16 protein-coding genes are annotated in these 17780 nt (G+C 64.0%); 9 read left to right on the top strand and 7 right to left on the bottom strand.

Annotated features, from left to right (window positions below; genetic code table 11):
* Positions 1–87: 87 nt before the first annotated feature.
* Both ACODS5_RS14385 and ACODS5_RS14380 read right to left on the bottom strand, forming a co-directional pair.
* Complete coding sequence (locus ACODS5_RS14385) at positions 88–564, bottom strand: NYN domain-containing protein (RefSeq protein ID WP_134692319.1); 477 nt, start codon at positions 562–564, stop codon at positions 88–90.
* 81 nt (positions 565–645) lie between these two features.
* Positions 646–1389, bottom strand: coding sequence for a DUF2076 domain-containing protein (locus ACODS5_RS14380; RefSeq protein ID WP_134692318.1), 744 nt, complete (start codon positions 1387–1389; stop codon positions 646–648).
* 157 nt (positions 1390–1546) lie between these two features.
* On the opposite strand from ACODS5_RS14380, the gene ACODS5_RS14375 reads away from it, so the two are divergent.
* From ACODS5_RS14375 to ACODS5_RS14365, 3 genes are all read left to right on the top strand, one after another.
* Positions 1547–2203, top strand: a complete 657-nt coding sequence (locus ACODS5_RS14375; RefSeq protein WP_134692316.1) for a YciC family protein — start codon at positions 1547–1549, stop codon at positions 2201–2203.
* Between the two features lie 150 nt (positions 2204–2353).
* Positions 2354–2914, top strand: coding sequence for a hypothetical protein (locus ACODS5_RS14370; protein WP_134692314.1), 561 nt, complete (start codon positions 2354–2356; stop codon positions 2912–2914).
* 482 nt (positions 2915–3396) lie between these two features.
* Positions 3397–3933 (top strand): hypothetical protein, encoded by a 537-nt coding sequence (locus ACODS5_RS14365; protein ID WP_489108983.1) that lies wholly within the window; start codon positions 3397–3399, stop codon positions 3931–3933.
* Between the two features lie 239 nt (positions 3934–4172).
* Here the strand turns inward: ACODS5_RS14365 and hrpB are convergent, their stop codons facing one another.
* Complete coding sequence (gene hrpB / locus ACODS5_RS14360; protein ID WP_489108982.1) at positions 4173–6701, bottom strand: ATP-dependent helicase HrpB; 2529 nt, start codon at positions 6699–6701, stop codon at positions 4173–4175.
* Between the two features lie 118 nt (positions 6702–6819).
* Here hrpB and ACODS5_RS14355 point away from each other — a divergent pair, with 118 nt between their 5' ends.
* Both ACODS5_RS14355 and ACODS5_RS14350 read left to right on the top strand, forming a co-directional pair.
* The gene (locus ACODS5_RS14355) at positions 6820–7239 is read left to right on the top strand and encodes a polyribonucleotide nucleotidyltransferase (RefSeq protein WP_489108981.1); all 420 of its coding nucleotides are present in this window, start codon (positions 6820–6822) and stop codon (positions 7237–7239) included.
* Positions 7240–7264: 25 nt separating this feature from the next.
* On the top strand, positions 7265–8134 hold the full coding sequence (locus ACODS5_RS14350) for a cation diffusion facilitator family transporter (RefSeq protein ID WP_489108980.1): 870 nt from the start codon (positions 7265–7267) through the stop codon (positions 8132–8134).
* Positions 8135–8142: 8 nt separating this feature from the next.
* Here ACODS5_RS14350 and ACODS5_RS14345 read toward each other — a convergent pair whose 3' ends face one another.
* Positions 8143–8955: a DUF6515 family protein gene (locus ACODS5_RS14345; protein ID WP_489108979.1), complete on the bottom strand. Its 813-nt coding sequence runs from the start codon at positions 8953–8955 to the stop codon at positions 8143–8145.
* Positions 8956–9120: 165 nt separating this feature from the next.
* Here ACODS5_RS14345 and ACODS5_RS14340 point away from each other — a divergent pair, with 165 nt between their 5' ends.
* The 3 genes from ACODS5_RS14340 to ACODS5_RS14330 all read left to right on the top strand — a co-directional run bounded on the left by ACODS5_RS14340 (position 9121) and on the right by ACODS5_RS14330 (position 11360).
* Positions 9121–10314 carry an MFS transporter gene (locus ACODS5_RS14340; RefSeq protein WP_489108978.1) on the top strand — a complete coding sequence of 398 codons (1194 nt, stop codon included), beginning with the start codon at positions 9121–9123 and terminating at the stop codon, positions 10312–10314.
* 312 nt (positions 10315–10626) lie between these two features.
* Positions 10627–11103: an Lrp/AsnC family transcriptional regulator gene (locus ACODS5_RS14335; protein WP_011535815.1), complete on the top strand. Its 477-nt coding sequence runs from the start codon at positions 10627–10629 to the stop codon at positions 11101–11103.
* 53 nt (positions 11104–11156) lie between these two features.
* Entirely contained in the window at positions 11157–11360 is a 204-nt protein-coding gene (locus ACODS5_RS14330; RefSeq protein ID WP_023631482.1) for a DUF2788 domain-containing protein, read from the top strand.
* Positions 11361–11472: 112 nt separating this feature from the next.
* On the opposite strand, the gene ACODS5_RS14325 is transcribed toward ACODS5_RS14330, so the two are convergent.
* The 3 genes from ACODS5_RS14325 to ACODS5_RS14315 all read right to left on the bottom strand — a co-directional run bounded on the left by ACODS5_RS14325 (position 11473) and on the right by ACODS5_RS14315 (position 15331).
* A complete protein-coding gene (locus ACODS5_RS14325; protein WP_134692300.1) occupies positions 11473–12102 on the bottom strand; it encodes a pseudouridine synthase in 630 nt (209 codons plus the stop codon).
* A 6-nt stretch (positions 12103–12108) separates the two neighbouring features.
* The gene (gene amn / locus ACODS5_RS14320) at positions 12109–13572 is read right to left on the bottom strand and encodes an AMP nucleosidase (RefSeq protein ID WP_134692298.1); all 1464 of its coding nucleotides are present in this window, start codon (positions 13570–13572) and stop codon (positions 12109–12111) included.
* Positions 13573–13678: 106 nt separating this feature from the next.
* Positions 13679–15331 carry an acyl-CoA dehydrogenase family protein gene (locus ACODS5_RS14315; RefSeq protein WP_134692297.1) on the bottom strand — a complete coding sequence of 551 codons (1653 nt, stop codon included), beginning with the start codon at positions 15329–15331 and terminating at the stop codon, positions 13679–13681.
* Between the two features lie 650 nt (positions 15332–15981).
* On the opposite strand from ACODS5_RS14315, the gene ACODS5_RS14310 reads away from it, so the two are divergent.
* Positions 15982–17388: a PAAR domain-containing protein gene (locus ACODS5_RS14310; protein ID WP_489108977.1), complete on the top strand. Its 1407-nt coding sequence runs from the start codon at positions 15982–15984 to the stop codon at positions 17386–17388.
* The last annotated feature ends 392 nt before the right edge of the window (positions 17389–17780 follow it).

Below are 17780 nucleotides of genomic sequence, written 5' to 3'. Positions count from 1 at the left end.
AGCCGGCTTGCCGGCGAACACCGGCATCGCCGGTGCCAGCCACCGCGGCGCCTGGCTCGCCAGCAAAGCTGGCTCCTACACAGGGGGTCAGCGCAGCAGCAGCTTGCCCTCGATCGGCACATAGCGACTGGCCGCGCGAATCACCGACAACGCCGTCAACCCCGGCACGCCGTACACCACGGTTTCCACGCCATGGCGCTGCATCGCCCGCTCCAGCAGCAGGTCGAAGTCACCGTCGCCGGAAGCCAGTACCACCTGATCGACCCGCGCCGCTGCCTCGATCACATCCAGGGTGATGCCGACGTCCCAGTCGCCCTTGGCCGAACCGTCGGCACGCTGGATATAGGGTTTGAGGCGCACCTCGAAGCCGAGGTTGCGCAAGATCTGCTGGAACTGTTGCTGCTTGCTGTCGCCACGGTCGATGGCATAGGCCAGCGCCTCGACGATCTGCCCTTCGCGGCTGACCTCGGCCCACAGCGCGGCATAGTTGAAGTGGCAGCCATGGCCCTGGCGAACCGTGTAGTAGAGGTTCTGCACGTCGGCGAACAACGCGATTTTCTTCACCTGGGGCTCTCTCTGGCAGTGGAGCAGTATCGCCGGGCAAGCCACTGCCCCGCGATCTGGACCGGCAGTATGCCAGAGCCCTCAGACGTAGTCGTCGTCGGCGAAGAAGCCGCCGCCGTCGCCACTGTAGTCGCTGTCGGCGAAACCGCCCTGGTCATTGCCCCAGCCACCGTTGTCGGCCACCTGGCGCTGGCTGTCCTGATCGCTCCAGCCGCCCTGGTCGCTGGCCGGTGCCGGCTCTTCCTTGATCACCTCGACCACCTCCTCAGGCTGCGAATGGTGGTTGAACAGGCTGCTGATGCCCTGGGCCAGCAACACGCCACCGGCCACGCCTGCGGCGGTCTGCATGGCGCCGCCGAGAAAGCTGCTGGCCCCGCCGCGCGCCGGGGCGGGCGCCGCGCCGAACCCTTGTGCCGCGGCTGGCGGGGCATAGGCCTGGGGCGCCGGGTCACGCCAACCACCGCCGGCGGATGACGTCGGCGCCACCGCGCGCTGCGGCTCTGGCGCTGGGCTGCGGGTGCCGGCACCGAAGATGCTCGAAAGGAAACCGCCACCGCCACTGGGGCTGTTGGCGCGGGTCGCCTCGAGCTGGGCACGGGCCTGCTTGAGCTCGGCCTCGAGCTGCTTGTTCTGTTCGTCCAGGCGCTTGATCGCCGCTTCCTGCACCAGGATCGCCTGGGCCATGTAGTAAGGCGCGGCCGGCTGCTCGCGCAGGTGCTCCTCGATCCGCGCCTGGGCCTGGGCATCGCGCGGCTGGGCCGGATCCTCGGCGTGCTTGAGACGGCCGAACAGGCCATCGATCAGGGTTTGTTCTTCAGTGTTCATCGGGGCGACCTCATGGGCTGAACAGGACATCGGACAGCGTCAAAGATGGGGGCCGGGGGGCGGCGTTGCAATTGCCTGGGCCATGAAACTTTTTTCAGCAAGGGGGCCGACTGGGCTACAGTTACGCCCTGCTTTTTCTGCCATGCGATGTTGACCGATGAATCCGCTGAGCGTTCTGCGCGACTCCCTGTACTTCTTCCGCCGCCACCTGGCGAGCATCCTCCAGCTGTGCCTGCCGCTGGTGGTGCTCGAGGCCCTGGCCAACCAACTGCTCTACCGACAACTGGGCGAACAGGCCTCGCCGGCCTACGGCATGCTGGTCAGCCTACTGTTCTACCCGCTGTACAGCGCCGCGCTGATCCTTTACCTCGATACCCGCAGCAACGGCCAGAGCATCGCCAAGCGCGACCTGTTCGCCCGCGCCTTGCAGTTGTGGCCGGCGCTGGCGCTGCTGGTGGTGATCAGTTCGCTGCTGATCATGGCGGGCCTGGCGCTGTTCATCTTCCCCGGCGTGTGGATCATGGTGAACCTGGTGTTCGCCGAGTACCTGTTGGTGCTGCGCGGCCTGCCGGTGATCGAGTCGATGCGCACCAGCGCGCGCATGACCACCGGACACTTCCTGCGCATCATGGTCTGCATGCTGTCGGTGCTGGCGCCGCTGTGGCTGCTCGAAGGCCTGCTGCTGGGCCTGTTCCCCGACCCGCAGCCTGGCGTGCAACTGGCGCTGGACAGCCTCAATGGCTTCCTGCAGTTGTTCAGCACCGTGGTGCTGTATCGCCTGTTCATGTTGCTGGAAGGCGAGGCGAGCACCTGACGCCTTGCCTCGGGCGCGTCCCGCAAACCGGGCCACTACCAGGCTTTTTCCGGGGAACAACCTCCAGTTATCCGACCAAAATCAGGTTCGGTAGTGTGTGAAATGGCATGTACATGCGCCATTTCACACATGAACCCGGAGATATTCCTGATGACCTCTACCCTCTCTCATACCCCGCCAACGCTCGCCACGTCCCCCGTGTACCCCGACATTGATAACTGGATCGAAAACGCTGGCACATTCACCGCACATATCCACTGTCACGGCGTGAAGAAACAGTGGAGCGATTTGCTGCAGCTCTACACGCCCGTGCGCTGCCTACCAGGCACAAGCTGCGACATCGCTTTCCCCGTCAATCTGAGCACTGGCGGTTCAAGCCTGGACAACTGGCTGATCATCGACAATCGCAAGCAACCGGCGACATTCAAGTTCGAGTTCCACTCGCGCACCACGGATCGGCTTTATGTCAGGATCCACGGCACGGGCACTGACCAGGACAAGCAAGTGGATATCAGCCGCAATGGCTATCTCGGCCTGTACGCCAATGCCTCCGAGCTGCTGAAGCTCGAGCCGCTGGAGTGGACCGCTAACACCCTGCGTTGCCGTATCCGCGACCATCAAGGGCATGCCGTTAAAGTGGCCTATGAAAACCCAACGTACCTGAATGTGCAGAACGGAGACGAGGTCAGCTTCGTCATCACTCGCCTCTAAAGCCCAGAGCTATCAAGGTCCTGGCGTTTTTGGAGTATGGCCGCGTCATTTCAGGATGACCGGGGCTGCTTTATGGTCCTTGACCAAACAAGGCAGCTCGGGCGCCTGTTAGGAGCGGCCTTGCAGAGGCGTCGTAGCGGTCGAAAAGGGTTGCAAGGCGATCCCGCAATTGCAAATCGAACGCCAATTCCCAACACTTTGGCTACAGTCGCGAGCTGGCTGAGCTGTTGCTGGATCGATAGCCACGGTATGTTCGCCTCGACAACAATGGCGAAATCGAAGTCTGCCATGGTGACGCCTGATGTTTGTAGCGCCAGAGCATTGTGCTCACCTTTGAAGTTGCAACACATCCGACATGTGGGCTACTCCAATACCTCCATTGGTTAGGAAATCATTCACGCTGATGCGAACTGCCAACTGAAATCACAGTGAACGCGCGTGCTCAGCGGCACGAGACTTTCCTCTTTCATGAAGGTAGTAACATGACCAGCGACGAAATAATCCAAGCCACCTTCAACGCCCCGCTTCCCAGTTTTTTCCAGGCGCGCATCTATCAATACGATAACGGAGTCCGAACGCCATTGCGTTTTACCAAGCCTACCGAGGAGGGGCTGTTCTCGGATGGCGGATGGCTACAAGCAGGCGGTGAGGGGGATTCCCCCCTCTTCGCCATGGACTTCACCAGCAAGCTGAACAACCGCCTGACGATGAACCTGTCCGCCCACAACCACCGCGGCCTTCTGCAACGCGTTGGCCGCAGTCGAAACGGGTACCTCGGCTTGTATGACTATCACACCAATACGCAGGCGTGGAAGCTGGAACCGCTGGAATGGACCGGGACGGAAATGTTGTGCTACCTGCGAGACTTCCGCGATTACCGTGTCGTCGTGAGCAGCGAACATACGTTTATAAAAAACCATAAGTACTACTATCTCAACACGGAGGGGAAGTCCGTCAGTAAGTTCCTCGTCAAACAAGTTGTACTGCCGGGCCTGGAAGGTATGTCCTGGTTATCCTGACAATTCGTTGTTGTGCACGCAATTGAACACTTGAGTGGGCCGCCGGCTCAACCTGCGCGTTTCACGCAGTAAGCCGAGGAGGTCTGTTCATCAATGCCCCTCCTTGAATCCAAACAGTAAGCCGGTCGTCAACGCTGGCACCTCCACCACCGAGGTCTAATCATTGCCGGCCCGCAGATCATCAAAGCGCTCGGCATCTGCCAGGTGCGCCATGACAACGGTTACCGGCAACGCCCAGGTCAAGTCCCCCTGGGTTTGGCTCGCGCCGTGGCCTCGGCCACCAGTGGGTCATCCGGCCAGTAATGCTTGGGGTAGCGCCCTTTCAAATCCTTCTTCACCTCGGCATAGGTGGTGCGCCAGAAGTTGGCCAGGTCCTGGGTGACCTGCACGGGACGGCGTGCCGGTGATAGCAGGTGCAATTTGACCTGCTGGCGACCACCCGCAATGCGCGGGGTGTCGGCCAGGCCGAACAGCTCCTGCAGGCGCACCGCGAGGATCGGCGGCTGCTCGCTGTAGTCCAGGCGGATGCTCGAACCCGACGGCACGCTCAGGTGCGCCGGGGCCAGTTCGTCCAGACGCTGGGGCAGTGGCCAGGGCAGCAGGTTGCGCAGCAGTGACGCCAGGTCCAGCGCGGCGAAATGGCTCAGGCGCGATACCTTGCCCAGGTAGGGTTGCAGCCAGTCTTCCAGGCTGGCCAGCAGCGCTTCGTCGCCCAGGTCGGGCCATTCGCTCTGGCCGTCCTTGTCCAGGTCCAGCTGGCGCAGCAGGGCAACCCGGGCCTGCCACTGGCGCAGTTCAGGGGTCCAGGTCAGCAGGTTGAGGCCCTTGCGCCGTACCAGGCCGAGCAGAGCCTTGGCTCGCGCCTCGTCATCCAGCCCTGGCAGGGGCTCGCGGCTGAGCACCAGTTCGCCAACCTTGCGCTGGCGCTCGGCGCGCAGCAGCTGTTCGCGATCATCCCAGTCCAGCAGGTCGAGGGTTTGCACTTGCTCGGCCAACACCTCATCGAACAGTGTCGGCTCGAACTCAGCGGCAAGGTAGATGCGCTCTTCACGCTGGCCCTGTCGGCTGCCTAGGTCGGCGATCACCAGCCAGGGGCATTTCATCAAGGCATCGGCTTCGCCGAACAAGGCCGCGCGACCATTGGCCAGGCGATATTCACCACCGCCTTCGCGGCGCTGCTGGGCGACACGGTCAGGGTAGGCCAGCGCCAGCAAGGCGCCCAGCCAGCGCGGATGGTCGGGATCGGCCACAGCGGCGCTGGCCTTGCCGCGCAACTGGCCACGGTACTGCCGGGCCAGTTGCCGGGCGCGTTGCACCCCGCCCTGGCCGCCACGCGATGCCTTGGATTCGCCGCTGAGCAGGCTCAACCGCGAATGCAGATCGGCGCCGCCACCACGCAGGATGTCGCGCTCACCAAGCAGGGCCGCGACGTCGCAGGCCATGTCGGCCAGCCCCAGGTCCTGCCCACGCAACAGCAAATGAGCGATGCGAGGGTGCGCGGGCAACTCGGCCATGGCCTGGCCATGGGCGCTTAGGTTGTCGCGGCTGCCAGGCTTGAAGGCCCCCAACCGCGCCAGCAGGTCCTGGGCCTGGGCGTAGGCCGCCGCAGGGGGCTGGTCGAGCCAGCTCAACTGTTCCGGCGGCATGCCCCAGCGGCCCAGTTGCAGGGCCAGCCCGGACAAGTCGGCCTGGAGGATCTCGGCACTGCCGTGGGCGGCCAACTGGTCGTGCTGGGCCTCGGACCACAGCCGGTAGCACACCCCCGGCTCCAGGCGCCCGGCCCGGCCAGCGCGCTGGGTGGCACTGGCGCGGGAGATGCGCTGGGTATCGAGGCGGGTCATGCCGCTGCCTGGGTCGAAACGCGGTACCCGAGCAAGGCCTGCGTCGATCACCACGCGCACGCCGTCGATGGTCAGGCTGGTCTCGGCGATGTTGGTGGCCAGCACCACCTTGCGCTGGCCCTTGGGCGCTGGATCGATCGCGGCGCGCTGGGCATCGAGGTCGAGCTCGCCATGCAACGGGCACAGCAAGATGCCCAGGTGCTCGCCCAAGGCCTCCTGCAAGGCTTGGTGGACCCGGCGAATCTCCGCCTGGCCGGGCAGGAACACCAGCAGGCTGCCGCTCTCGTCGGCCAGCGCCTGGAGCACGCAGTCGACCACCCGTGGTTCGACGAACTCGCCGAGCTGGAAGGGCCTGCCCCAGCGGATGTCCACCGGGTGCATACGGCCCTGGCTGCTCACCACCGGCGCGTCGTCGAGCAAGCGCGACAAGCGCTCGCCCTCCAGCGTCGCCGACATCAGCAGGATCTTCAGCGGCGGCTCGTCACGCAGCAGGGCCCGGCCATTGAGGCTCAGGGCCAGGGCCAGGTCAGCATCCAGGCTACGCTCGTGGAATTCGTCGAAAATCAGCAAGCCCACCCCTTCCAGCGCCGGATCGGCTTGCAGGCGGCGGGTGAGGATGCCCTCGGTGACCACCTCGATGCGCGTGTTCGGGCCAACCTTGCTGTCCAGGCGGATGCGATAGCCCACGGTCTGGCCGACCTTTTCGCCCAGCTCGCTGGCCAGCCGCTCGGCGGCGGCGCGGGCGGCCAGGCGCCGGGGCTCGAGCATGAGGATGGTCTGCCCGGCCAGCCACGGCTCGTCGAGCAACGCCAACGGCACACGGGTGGTCTTGCCGGCGCCGGGCGGCGCCTCGAGCACCGCTTCGTCACGCGCGCCTAGGGCCAGGCGCAGGTCGGACAGTACGGCATCGATCGGTAATGAAATCATGGTGGTCCTCGAACAATCGTCCGAGTATAACGGCGAACCGAGGCTGGCCTAACATGGTCTTAAGCTCAGGCGCGGACGTTTGCCGCGCCCTTGCAGTGCTACCTTCCCGGAGATTTACATGCGCATCCCTTCCCGCGTCATCGGTGGCGCCCTGGTCGCCACCCTGCTGACCCAACTGACGGCCTGCGGCACCCTGTTCTACCCGGACCGCCGTGGTCAGATCGAAGGCAAGATCGACCCCGTCGTCGCGGCCATGGACGCCATTGGTATCCTGTTCTACGTGCTGCCAGGCCTGATCGCCTTCGGCATCGACTTCGCCACCGGGGCCATCTACTACCCCGGCGGCAAGACCGCCCAGGTCGACCCGGCCAAGCTGGCCCCGGCGGTCGACGCCAACGGCCAGGTCGACAGGCTCAAGCTGCAGGCTATCCTGCAGACCGAACTGGGCCAGCGCCTGCCGCTGAACGACCCACGCCTGATCCAGCAACGCGGCAGCGTCGAGCAACTGGCCAGCCTCGGCCTGGTGCCAGCAGCCTGAGCCCCTCAAGGAAGACCTCCAAGGCATGACCACCTCGGCCGAACACCAACGCCTGCTGCGCCTGGCCACCCGCGCCTCGCTAGCCGTGGCCAGCATCCTGGTCCTGAGCAAGGCCGTGGCCTGGTGGCTCAGCGGCTCGGTCAGCCTGCTAGCCGGGCTCACCGACTCGGCGCTCGATGCGGTCGCCTCGTTGCTCAACCTGCTGGCGGTGCATTACGCACTGCGCCCAGCCGACGACGACCACCGTTTCGGCCATGGCAAGGCCGAGGCCCTGGCCGGCATCGCCCAGGCCCTGTTCATCGGCGTCAGCGCGGTGCTGATCGGGGTGCAGGCGGTGCAGCGCCTGCAAGCGCCAGAGCCGTTGGGCGACACCGCCGCCGGCATCGCGGTGATGCTGTTGTCACTGGTGCTGACCGTGGCGTTGCTGGCGTTCCAACGCAAGGTCGTGCGCCTGACCGGCTCCACCGCGGTGCGGGCCGACTCCCTGCATTACCGCTCCGACCTGCTGCTCAATGGCAGCATCCTGCTGGCGCTGCTGCTGGCACGGTTTGGCTGGCCGCAGCTGGATACGCTGTTCGGGCTGGGGATCGCCTTGTACATCCTCTGGAGCGCGGTGCAGATTGCCCGGGAAAGCACGGCGATCCTCATGGACCAGGAGCTGCCGACGGATGTCAGCGAGCGCATGCGCGAATTGGTGCTGGCGATCCCCGGGGTGCAAGGCGCGCACGACCTGCGCACGCGGGTGTCGGGCAGCCACTGGTTCGTGCAGTTGCACCTGGAGCTGCCGGGGCAGTTGCCGCTGCACGAGGCCCATGCCCTGTGCGTGCAGGCATCGCAGGCGATTCGGGCGCGCTACCCACGGGCCGACGTGATGGTGCATGCCGACCCCGTGTAACGACGGCCTCAGTTGGTGCTATATCCCCGCCCGCTCAAGCACGCTGCCAGTGCCCGCCGGTAGTTGTCCGCCACATTCGCCGGTGGCGCATAGCTGGCCGTCGCCGGGTCGAACCCCGACTGGCTGACTGCCCAGCGGTGGCACTGGAAACGGTCCTGCTCCTGCTGCTCCGGCCCCTGCCCGTACATCGGGTAGGCCACCACGTCATAACCCTGGGGCTGCTGCGCAGCTGGCGCAGGCGCCAGCGAGGGTGGGTTGACCACCACATAGTCACGGCTGTCGGCCTGGTACTGGTAGTAGGTATCCGCCACCAGGAAGAACAGCGCCCCACCCAGCCACACCTCGCGGGCATAAGGCGGCAAGTAGCCGACCCTCACCCCATAGGGCGGCGTGACCACGACGTAACCGCCGCTGTGCGGGCGATACCAGTAGCCGCCGGAGTAGAAGTAATCCTGCCCCCGATAGGGCACTTTCCAATAGCGATCCGGGAAGTGTTCGACCTGGTGTCCCGGATGGTATTGCGGCCCCGGCCCCCAGCCATTGCCATGGCCGTCCGGCCGGCCCGACCAGTCACCGCCCGGTCGCTGCCCCGGGCCACCGGCTGCCCAGTAACGGTTGTCGCCATGGCGCCGGGGAATGTCCTGGTAGTAACCCTGGCGCGGCGGCTGGGTCTGGCGTACTTCGTCCCGGGAAGTGAGCGGCGAGCCGCGTTGCGCTCCCTGGCCGTCATGCCCTGCCCCGGATTCCTCGGCCCAGGCGCCCAGGCTGATACCCATGCCCAGCACACCAATACCGGCCCAATGCCAGATGCGCGACCTCATGATCTTCCTCTCGATGACAACACTTGCCCTTGCAGGCCCAAAGTCTACCGCGACTGCCCATACCAGCAGATGAAAGTGACGACAGCAATGCTTGGCTTGCAGCATTTACATACATAGCGTATGAATAAACAATCATACGGACTGAATGTAAAAGGAACAGCCTTCATGCCCAACCCCTACGCCGAACTGTTTGCCCTCCCTGGCACCCGCGGCTTTACCGCAGCCGGGCTGCTGGCGCGACAGCCCTTGCCCATGGCCGGTATCGGCATCATCACCCTGCTGGCCCAAACACGCGGCAGCTATGCCCTGGCCGGCGCGGTATCCGCGACCTTCGTGCTGACCTACGCCCTGCTGTCGCCCCAGGTCTCGCGCCTGGTGGACCGCCGGGGGCAACGCCGGGTGCTGCCCCTGGCCGCCTTGCTGAGCGTGCTGGGCCTGGTGCTGATGGCCACCGGCGCCTGGTTGGGCAGCCCCAGCTGGGTGCTGTTCGTCGCCGCCCTGCTCAGCGGCTGCATGCCGAGCATGTCGGCCATGGTCCGGGCGCGCTGGACCCATCTGTACCGTGGCCGGCCACAACTGCAGGCGGCCTACTCGCTGGAGACCGTACTCGACGAAATCAGCTTCATCGCCGGGCCACCTCTGGCGGTCGGCCTCAGTGTCGGCCTATGGCCACCGGCTGGCCTGTTGGCGGCAGCGCTGTTGCTGGCACTGGGAACGCTGGCACTGGTTTGCCAGGCACGTAGCGAACCGCCACTGGCGCCCCGCGAGCTGGCAACACCTGCGCCTGCGCTATGGCGACACCGCGCCGTGGCGCAACTGACGTTGCTGATGATGGCGATGGGGATGATCGTAGGCACGGTGGACATCGTCAGCGTGGCCTTCGCCAGCGAACAGGGCCTGCCTGCCGCCGCCAGCCTGGTATTGTCGGCCTATGCCGCCGGCTCATGCCTCGCCGGGCTGATGTTCGGAGCGCGGCACTGGCGCCTGGCGCTACATCGCCAACTGTTGCTCGGGGCACTGGCGACCGCGCTGAGCACACTGCCGCTGTTGCTGGTCGACACTGTCATGCAACTCGGCGGCGCGGTGCTGCTGGCCGGCATCTTCTTCGCACCGACCATGATCGTGGCCATGGCCCTGGTCGAGCGCAGCGTGCCGCAACACCAACTGACCGAGGGCCTGACCTGGCTGCTCGCCGGCCTTAACATCGGCGTGGCGATCGGGGCTGCAAGCGCTGGTCAGTGGGTGGACGCCACCACGCCGCGCAACGGCTTCTTCATTGCATTGGCCGGCGGGCTGCTGGTGCTGTTGGTGGCCGCCTGGCCACGGCGCCGCGTATCGATCGCGGGACAGACGCAATAAAAAAGGGAGACCTCAGGGTCTCCCTTCTGCAATTGTCGTCCGTGCTCGGCGCTTGTGACACCGGCTCACCTCGCGCCGTCTTCTGGACAGTGCGTAGCCCGGGGGCCTGGCGGATCCTGTTGGATGGCTGGCCGCGACCGCCCGCCTAGGGCGCGTCGCCGTGGACTGATGTCCGGGCAGTGATTCTGGTGATAAAGATAGGCCAGACGCCGGAGCAGAGGATTGCTAAGATTGCTCTGATAAATAGCACTTGCGCAATTTTTCACTCAGGATCGATAATTCGCCGCAATCTGAACAGAAAAGGCCTTTTCCATGAGCAAGCTCGACCGCTACGACCTGAGCATCCTCGCCGAATTGCAACGCGATGCGCGCATCTCCAACCAGGAGCTGGCCGAACGTATTGGCCTGTCGCCGTCGCCCTGCTCGCGCCGGGTCAAGCAGCTCGAAGACGATGGCTACATCTCGCGCCAGGTGGCGCTGCTGGACCGCAAGAAGCTCGGCCTGAGCCTGACCGCCTACGTGCTGATCGGCATGGACCGCCACACCCCCGAGCGCTTCGAGACCTTCGAGGCGGCGATCCGCAGCCTGCCGCAGGTGCTCGAGTGCAGCCTGGTCACCGGGATGGACGCCGACTATCAGCTTAAAGTGGTGGTGCCAGACATGGACCACTACCAGAAACTGCTGCTCGGCAGCCTGACCCGTATCGAGGGGGTGACCAGCGTGCGTTCGAGCTTCGTGCTCAACCAGGTACTGGCCAGCACCGAGCTGCCCTTGACCCACCTGCGTTGAATCCCTGCGCGCCCGGCGTATGATCGTGGGCTCAATCTGCCTGGAGTGAACCGATGGATCCCGCAGTATTCGAAGAATGGATGATGATCATCCTCGTCACCGTACTGATCGCCTTCATGGGCTTCATCGTCTGGGACCTGGCGAAGAAGTCCAAGGCTGGGCGCTTCGGCACGCTGATCCTGTTCTTCGTGCTGGGCCTTGGCGTGCTGGCGTTCATCATCAAGAGCGTGGTGGTGGGGTTTCTCGAAGGGGTGTAGCGGCCTGACGCCCTCCACCCTTCCTTGTAGGAGCGGCCTTGTGTCGCGAAAGGGCTGCAAAGCAGCCCCAGATTTCAGCATCAAGGCAGAAATTGCCGGGGACGCGTGCGGCTTAAAGCTTGGCCGGCACCTCGCGCCAACAGCCCTGGTCCAGCCCGTCGAGGGTCCAGTCGCCAATCCTCACCCGCACCAGACGCAAGGTCGGCAAGCCCACCGCCGCGGTCATGCGCCGCACCTGGCGGTTGCGCCCTTCGCGAATCACCAGTTCCAGCCAGGCGGTCGGCACGCTCTTGCGAAAGCGCACCGGCGGATTGCGCGGCCATAGCGTCGGCTCGTCGAGCAGGCGCGCCTCGGCCGGCAAGGTCGGCCCGTCATTGAGCTCGACGCCCTCGCGCAGGCGCTGCAACTGCTCGGCGCTCGGTTCACCCTCCACCTGCACCCAGTAGGTCTTGGCCAGTTTGTGCTTGGGGTCGGCGATGCGCGCCTGCAGGCGGCCGTCGTTGGTCAGCAGCAACAACCCTTCGCTGTCACGGTCCAGGCGCCCGGCGGGGTAGATGCCGGGGATGTCGATATAGTCCTTGAGCGTGGCGCGCCCCTCGCCGTCGCTGAACTGGGTGAGCACATCGAACGGCTTGTTGAACAGGATCAGGCGCGGCTCGGTCGGCGGTGCCTTGGGCTGGCGCCTTGGGCCGGCAGGACGCGCCGCCGGGCGGCGCGGTGGGTTGCGGGGTGGCAGGGGCATGGATCCTCAGCGGAACGGCGGCTCATCGAAGCTGCGCAGTTTACGCGAGTGCAGCGAGTTGAGCTCGGTGCGCAGCAAGTCGAGGGCGGCGATGCCTATCTTCAGGTGCTGGCTGACCGCGCGGTTGTAGAAGGCGTTGGCCGAGCCTGGCAGCTTGATCTCGCTGTGCAGCGGCTTGTCCGACACGCACAGCAAGGTGCCGTACGGCACCCGCAGGCGATAGCCCTGGGCCGCGATGGTGCCGCTTTCCATGTCTACCGCCACGGCCCGGGACAGGTTGATCAACGGCCGCTCCTGGGCCCAGCGCAGCTCCCAGTTGCGGTCGTCGTAGGTGAGCACGGTGCCGGTGCGCAGGCGCTTCTTCAACTGCTCGCCACGCTCGCCGGTAACCTGGGCCGCGGCTTCCTGCAGCGCCAGTTGCACTTCGGCCAGGGCCGGGATCGGGATGTTCGGCGGCACCACGCGGTCGAGAATACCGTCGCGGCGCATGTAAGCGTGGGCCAGCACATAGTCGCCAATGGTCTGCGATTGGCGCAGGCCGCCGCAGTGGCCGATCATCAGCCAGCAGTGCGGGCGCAGCACGGCCAGGTGGTCGGTGATGTTCTTGGCGTTGGACGGACCGACGCCGATATTGACCAGGGTGACGCCATCGCCGTCGGCGGCGATCAGGTGGTAGGCCGGCATCTGGTAGCGGTGCCAGACCACGCCGGCCACCAGGGCCTGGGCCTCGCCGTTGTCCATGCCCTTGTCGATGATCACGTTGCCCGGCAACACCATGCGCACGAAGCGCGGGTCGTCGCGCAGTTGCTCCAGGCCATGGGCGATGAACTGGTCGACATAGCGGTGGTAGTTGGTCAGCAGGATCCACGGCTGCACATGGCGCCAGTCGCTGCCGGTGTAGTGCACCAGGCGGCGCAGCGAGAAGTCGACGCGAGCGGCATCGAACAACGCCAGCGGCAGGGTCTGGGCGCTTTCCCAGTCGTACAGGCCGTCGGCGATGTTGTCGGTGGCCGCCGACAGGTCGGTGCTGGGGAACACCCGCGCCAGCTGCGCGGCGGTAATGCCGCTGCCGGCCAGCTCGTCGCCCTGGTCGACCACGTAGGGGTACGGGATGTTCTGCTCGCTGACGCCGACTTCGACGGTCACGGTGTAGTCGTGCATCAGCGGGCGCAGTTGCTCCAACAGGTAGCTGCGAAAGGCCGCGGGCTGGGTCACGGTAACGCTGTAGGTGCCGGCCACCTGGACCTTGGCATAGGCGCGGGTGGTAGCGGCGACTTCGCCCTGGCTGAAGTAGGTCAGGCGCAGCGCCGGGTAGCGGAACAACGCCCGCTCCTCGTCACCCGGTTCGGTGCGGTCCTTGAGGTAACGCTTGAGGGCCTGGCTCAGGGCCCCGGTGGCCTGTGCATGCAAGGCCGCCAGTCGGTCGACGGCCTGTTCGGGGGTAGCTACGACTTCAAACGCTTGGCTCACGCTGGGCTTCCTGTTTTGGGAACATGCATGCCAGCCATCTTGCCTGCGTTGCCAGGCAAATACACCCCCAGTGTCGGTGCTGTGCCATTCCTTGCACGAACGGCTTTCAACCAGCCCAGACAGGCGTGGCCCTGGCCACCAGCGCCACGGCATCCACCCCGCGCGGCAAGGCGCCATACACCCGCCCGCCAGCGCCCAGGCGACTGCCGATGAACGCATCGCTCACCGTGGCGTTGCCCGCCTCCAGCAACAACTTGGCCTGCAACGCCACGGCGATATCCTCGGTCAGTTGCCGTGCGCGGTACTGGATGTCGTCGGTGTCGGCGAACGCGCCCTTGAGGTTGCCGATGAACGCCGCCAGCCGCGGATCGCCATGGCCATCACCCAGTTCGACGAACAGTGCCTCGAGCACACCCGGTTCCTTCGACAGCGCGCGCAGCACGTCCAGGCACTGCACGTTGCCCGAGCCCTCCCAGGTCGAATTGACCGGGGCCTCTCGGTACAGCCGGGGCAGGATGCTGTCCTCGACATAACCCGCGCCGCCCAGGCATTCGGCGGCCTCGTTGATCATCCCTGGGGCGCGCTTGCAGATCCAGTACTTGCCCACTGCTGTCACCAGCCGGGCGAAATGCGCCTGCTGCGGATCGTCCAGCTGGTCCAGGGCCTGGCCCATGCGCAGGCTCAAGGCCAGGGCGGCTTCGCTCTCCAGCGCCAGGTCGGCGAGCACGTTCTGCATCAACGGCTGCTCGGCCAGCAGCCGACCGCCGACCTTGCGGTGGGCGCAATGGTGCGCGGCCTGGGTCAGGGCCTGGCGCATCAGGGCACTGGAGCCGACCATGCAATCGAAGCGGGTCATGGCGACCATCTCGATGATGGTCGGCACGCCACGGCCCTCCTCGCCGACCATCCAGGCCAGGGCCCCGCGGAACTCCACTTCGCTGGAGGCATTGGAGCAGTTGCCGAGCTTGTTCTTCAGGCGCTGGATGTAGAACTGGTTGCGATTGTCATCCGGCCGGTGGCGCGGCAGCAGGAAGCAACTCAGGCCTTTGTCGGTTTGCGCCAGGGTGAGGAAGGCGTCGCACATCGGCGCCGAGCAGAACCACTTGTGCCCCACCAGCTCGTAGGCCTGGCCCGGCCCCGGCGCACCCACCGGGTAGGCGCGGGTGGTGTTGGCGCGCACGTCGGTGCCGCCCTGTTTCTCGGTCATCGCCATGCCAATGGTCACCCCGGCCTTGTGCCGGTCGCCGACATTGCGCGGGTCGTACTCGCGGGCGAGGACCTTCGGCAACCAGTAACCGGCCAGTTCCGGTTGCAGGCGCAGGGCCGGCACGGCGGCGAAGGTCATGGTCAGCGGGCAGCCGGTACCGGCTTCGGCCTGGCTGTGCAGGTAGGTCATCGAGGCCCGGGCCACGTGGGCACCGGAGCGAGGTTCGGCCCAGGGCAACGAGGGCAGGCCGTGCTCGACGGCGGTGCGCATCAGTTCGTGGTAGGCGGGGTGGAACTCGACCAGGTCGATGCGATGGCCGTAGCGGTCATGGCTGCTGAACTCGGGCTTGTGCGCATTGGCCTGAAAGCCTGCGGCCATCAGCGGACCACCGGCCAGGGCACCGTAGGCGTCGATCCGCGACTCGGCCCAACCGGCGCCGAAACGCCGCGACCACTCCTGCAGCGGCAGGTCGAGGCGGTACAGGTTGGCGCCGTCGAGGGGCGGCGGCTGGTTGGTGACTTCGTGGGTTTCGGCGAACTGGTGCAGGTTCATCGGGAGCTCCTGGATCCGGGCATGCCTGAAAGGCCCAGTGAAGCACTCCCAGCGGGTCAGTCAAAGTGACAATAATGACTAAACATGTGGCTCAGAACTGCCAAGGGTTCACCACAACAGGTTCAGCGCCTGCGAGATCGAGCGGCGCCCGCGCGGCGCTCGGTCTCACAGACAGCACAACCATCAAGCAAGGCATGCACCTGTCTGCCCTTACACAAGCTCAAGACGGGCACATCGTAGCCATCACACAGCCAAACCGGAAGCATCGGTCACCACGAACACTTCAAACTCTTCTTCCAGGGCGGCCAGCAGGACAGCGGCGTCGTCTTTGTTCAGGCGGTTGTATTTGAAGTTGGTCATGGCGGTAGCTCCCAAGGGTTTTGATTTTCAGTAAGTTGGGTGTTTCGCGTTGATGGGAGAAGATTAAAACCACCACCTTTGGAGCGATATATAGTGGTTTTTGGCTTTATCGCTCTGTTTTATGAACGATGCTTGAGCAGGCAATTCGATCGCCCACACCCACGCCGTTGAGGTGAATGACATTCAAATCTTTATTGCTTGTAGGGCATTTCCCAAACCGCCCTCGCCCTGAAAATGCGCGCCTCAAGACTGCTAGGTTCCAGGCTTCCATGTTCAACATGAGGTGAGCCATGGGCTTGCGCATCAACATCTTCGGCCGGGGTCAAGGCCTGGACGGAGACGAAACCACCACAGGCGCCATCTGCATCGCCAACCAGTCCATGGGCTTTTCGAGCGGCATCGCCTGGCTATTTGAAGGGGACAAGACCACTACTTGCCCGCGCTGTGGTGAGGCCGGAACCATCATCGAAGGAGAGCCTTGCTGGACGCAGAACGGCGTCTCCACAGCAGTGGATGGCACGCTGGTCAAATGTGGCTGCCCCTTGGGCGACAATCGCGTGGTTGCACCGTTGGATCGACTCCCAGCCCCGCGCCTTGCACCTGCAGCGGCGGCTGCTAGAGAGGCGCCAGTACAGGCTTACGCAAACACGCCGAAATGGACTGACTACCAGCCTCAGACAGTCCAGCCATCGGTGACACAGCAAAGCCAGGAACCTGGCTTCTACATCGTGCCGCGGTGCATGACGTATCAGGAGGTGCTGATTGAACTTGGTGCACCGCAAGCCAACCTCCCCAGATCTATCCTGGAGCGCCTGAACCCGACCTATCAGCAGGGGTTCAAGGCGGGGGAGATCTTCGTCATCGGCGACGGCCTGAGCCGGCCGGTCTGCACCCGTGAAGAGCTGATCGCAATGAGCGCGGCGCAACAGGCTCGGGAAGCATTGGCAGATCTGACGGAGGAAGAAGCCGACTTCATGATGCGCCATCAAGCTGAGATCGCCGGGTTGCTCAGTGATGTCAGCCTCGCGATGGGTGTGAGCCAGGCGATGATGGCAAAATCACTGGATGAGCTGAGCTCAATACTGCGAAAGATCGAAGATTTGCATCAAACGCAATTTGCCAAGTATAGGCATCTGCGCAGCCCTGAGTTTTTTGCTGAACGAAAAAAACTGTTCAAGCAACTGGATACACATTTGAGAGCGACTTTCCTCAACAAGCGGATGAACTTGGGCAATTATGAAAAGCTACGGCGTGACTTGGGCATATCCTCGAAAAGCCTAATGCACCACTGGAGTAAGGCGGGAGCGCCAGGTCAGATACCCGGTTACTCGACACATTTGAATAAGCTTGCACGACTTTCCAAATTCCTCAAGGCTGGCGGCAATGTCGGAATTGCCGTTGGTGGCACTGGTTCAGCGCTTAAAATCTACGAAGCCTGCCAGGCGGGCAGCAGTGGCACTTGCAGAAAAACGCAGTTTACTGAAATAGGAAATTTTTCGGTCGGGTTCGCCGGGGGGATAGCTGGAGCGAAAGCGGGTGGCGCAATCGCTGTTACAGCCTGCTGGGTAACCGGACCGGGTACCCCTGTATGCTCATTGGTTGTAGCAGGTATCGGTGCGCTGGCTGGCAGCGTTGGAGGCATGAAGCTCGGGGAGATAATAGGGGAAGCGATTTACGAGGTATTCGACAATGAATGAAAAACTAGGGCCAATCGTTACACTGACCCTACTGACCCCACCCATAATTTTAGTTGCAACTGGGCTTGCATTAGACCTCTACCTAACGAAATCGCGAAATTTTCACGACATAACATCATCATTACAAAGAAGCCAGTGCCTTGACACTGTCAGAAATACATGGAGCGAGCACAGCAGAACAACCAAGCTATTAATTATCTTTCAGTTATGCGGGGCCATGGCGATCTCAAAGAGATCTATAAGGAAAGGACTACTCAATGAGAAAGACGTGGCCGAATTCCCGAAAAACATCAGACAAATTATGGTCTTATCTGCATGGCTGGGTTGGATATCCTTCGCCTGGTTGATAATAGCTGCACTAGCGTTTTGAGGAACACACAGAAACTGCAGTG

The sequence above is a fragment of the Pseudomonas sp. FG47 genome (assembly GCF_057809115.1).
Note: the sequence above shows the minus strand (reverse complement) of the source record. Positions and strands in the feature narration are given on the sequence as shown.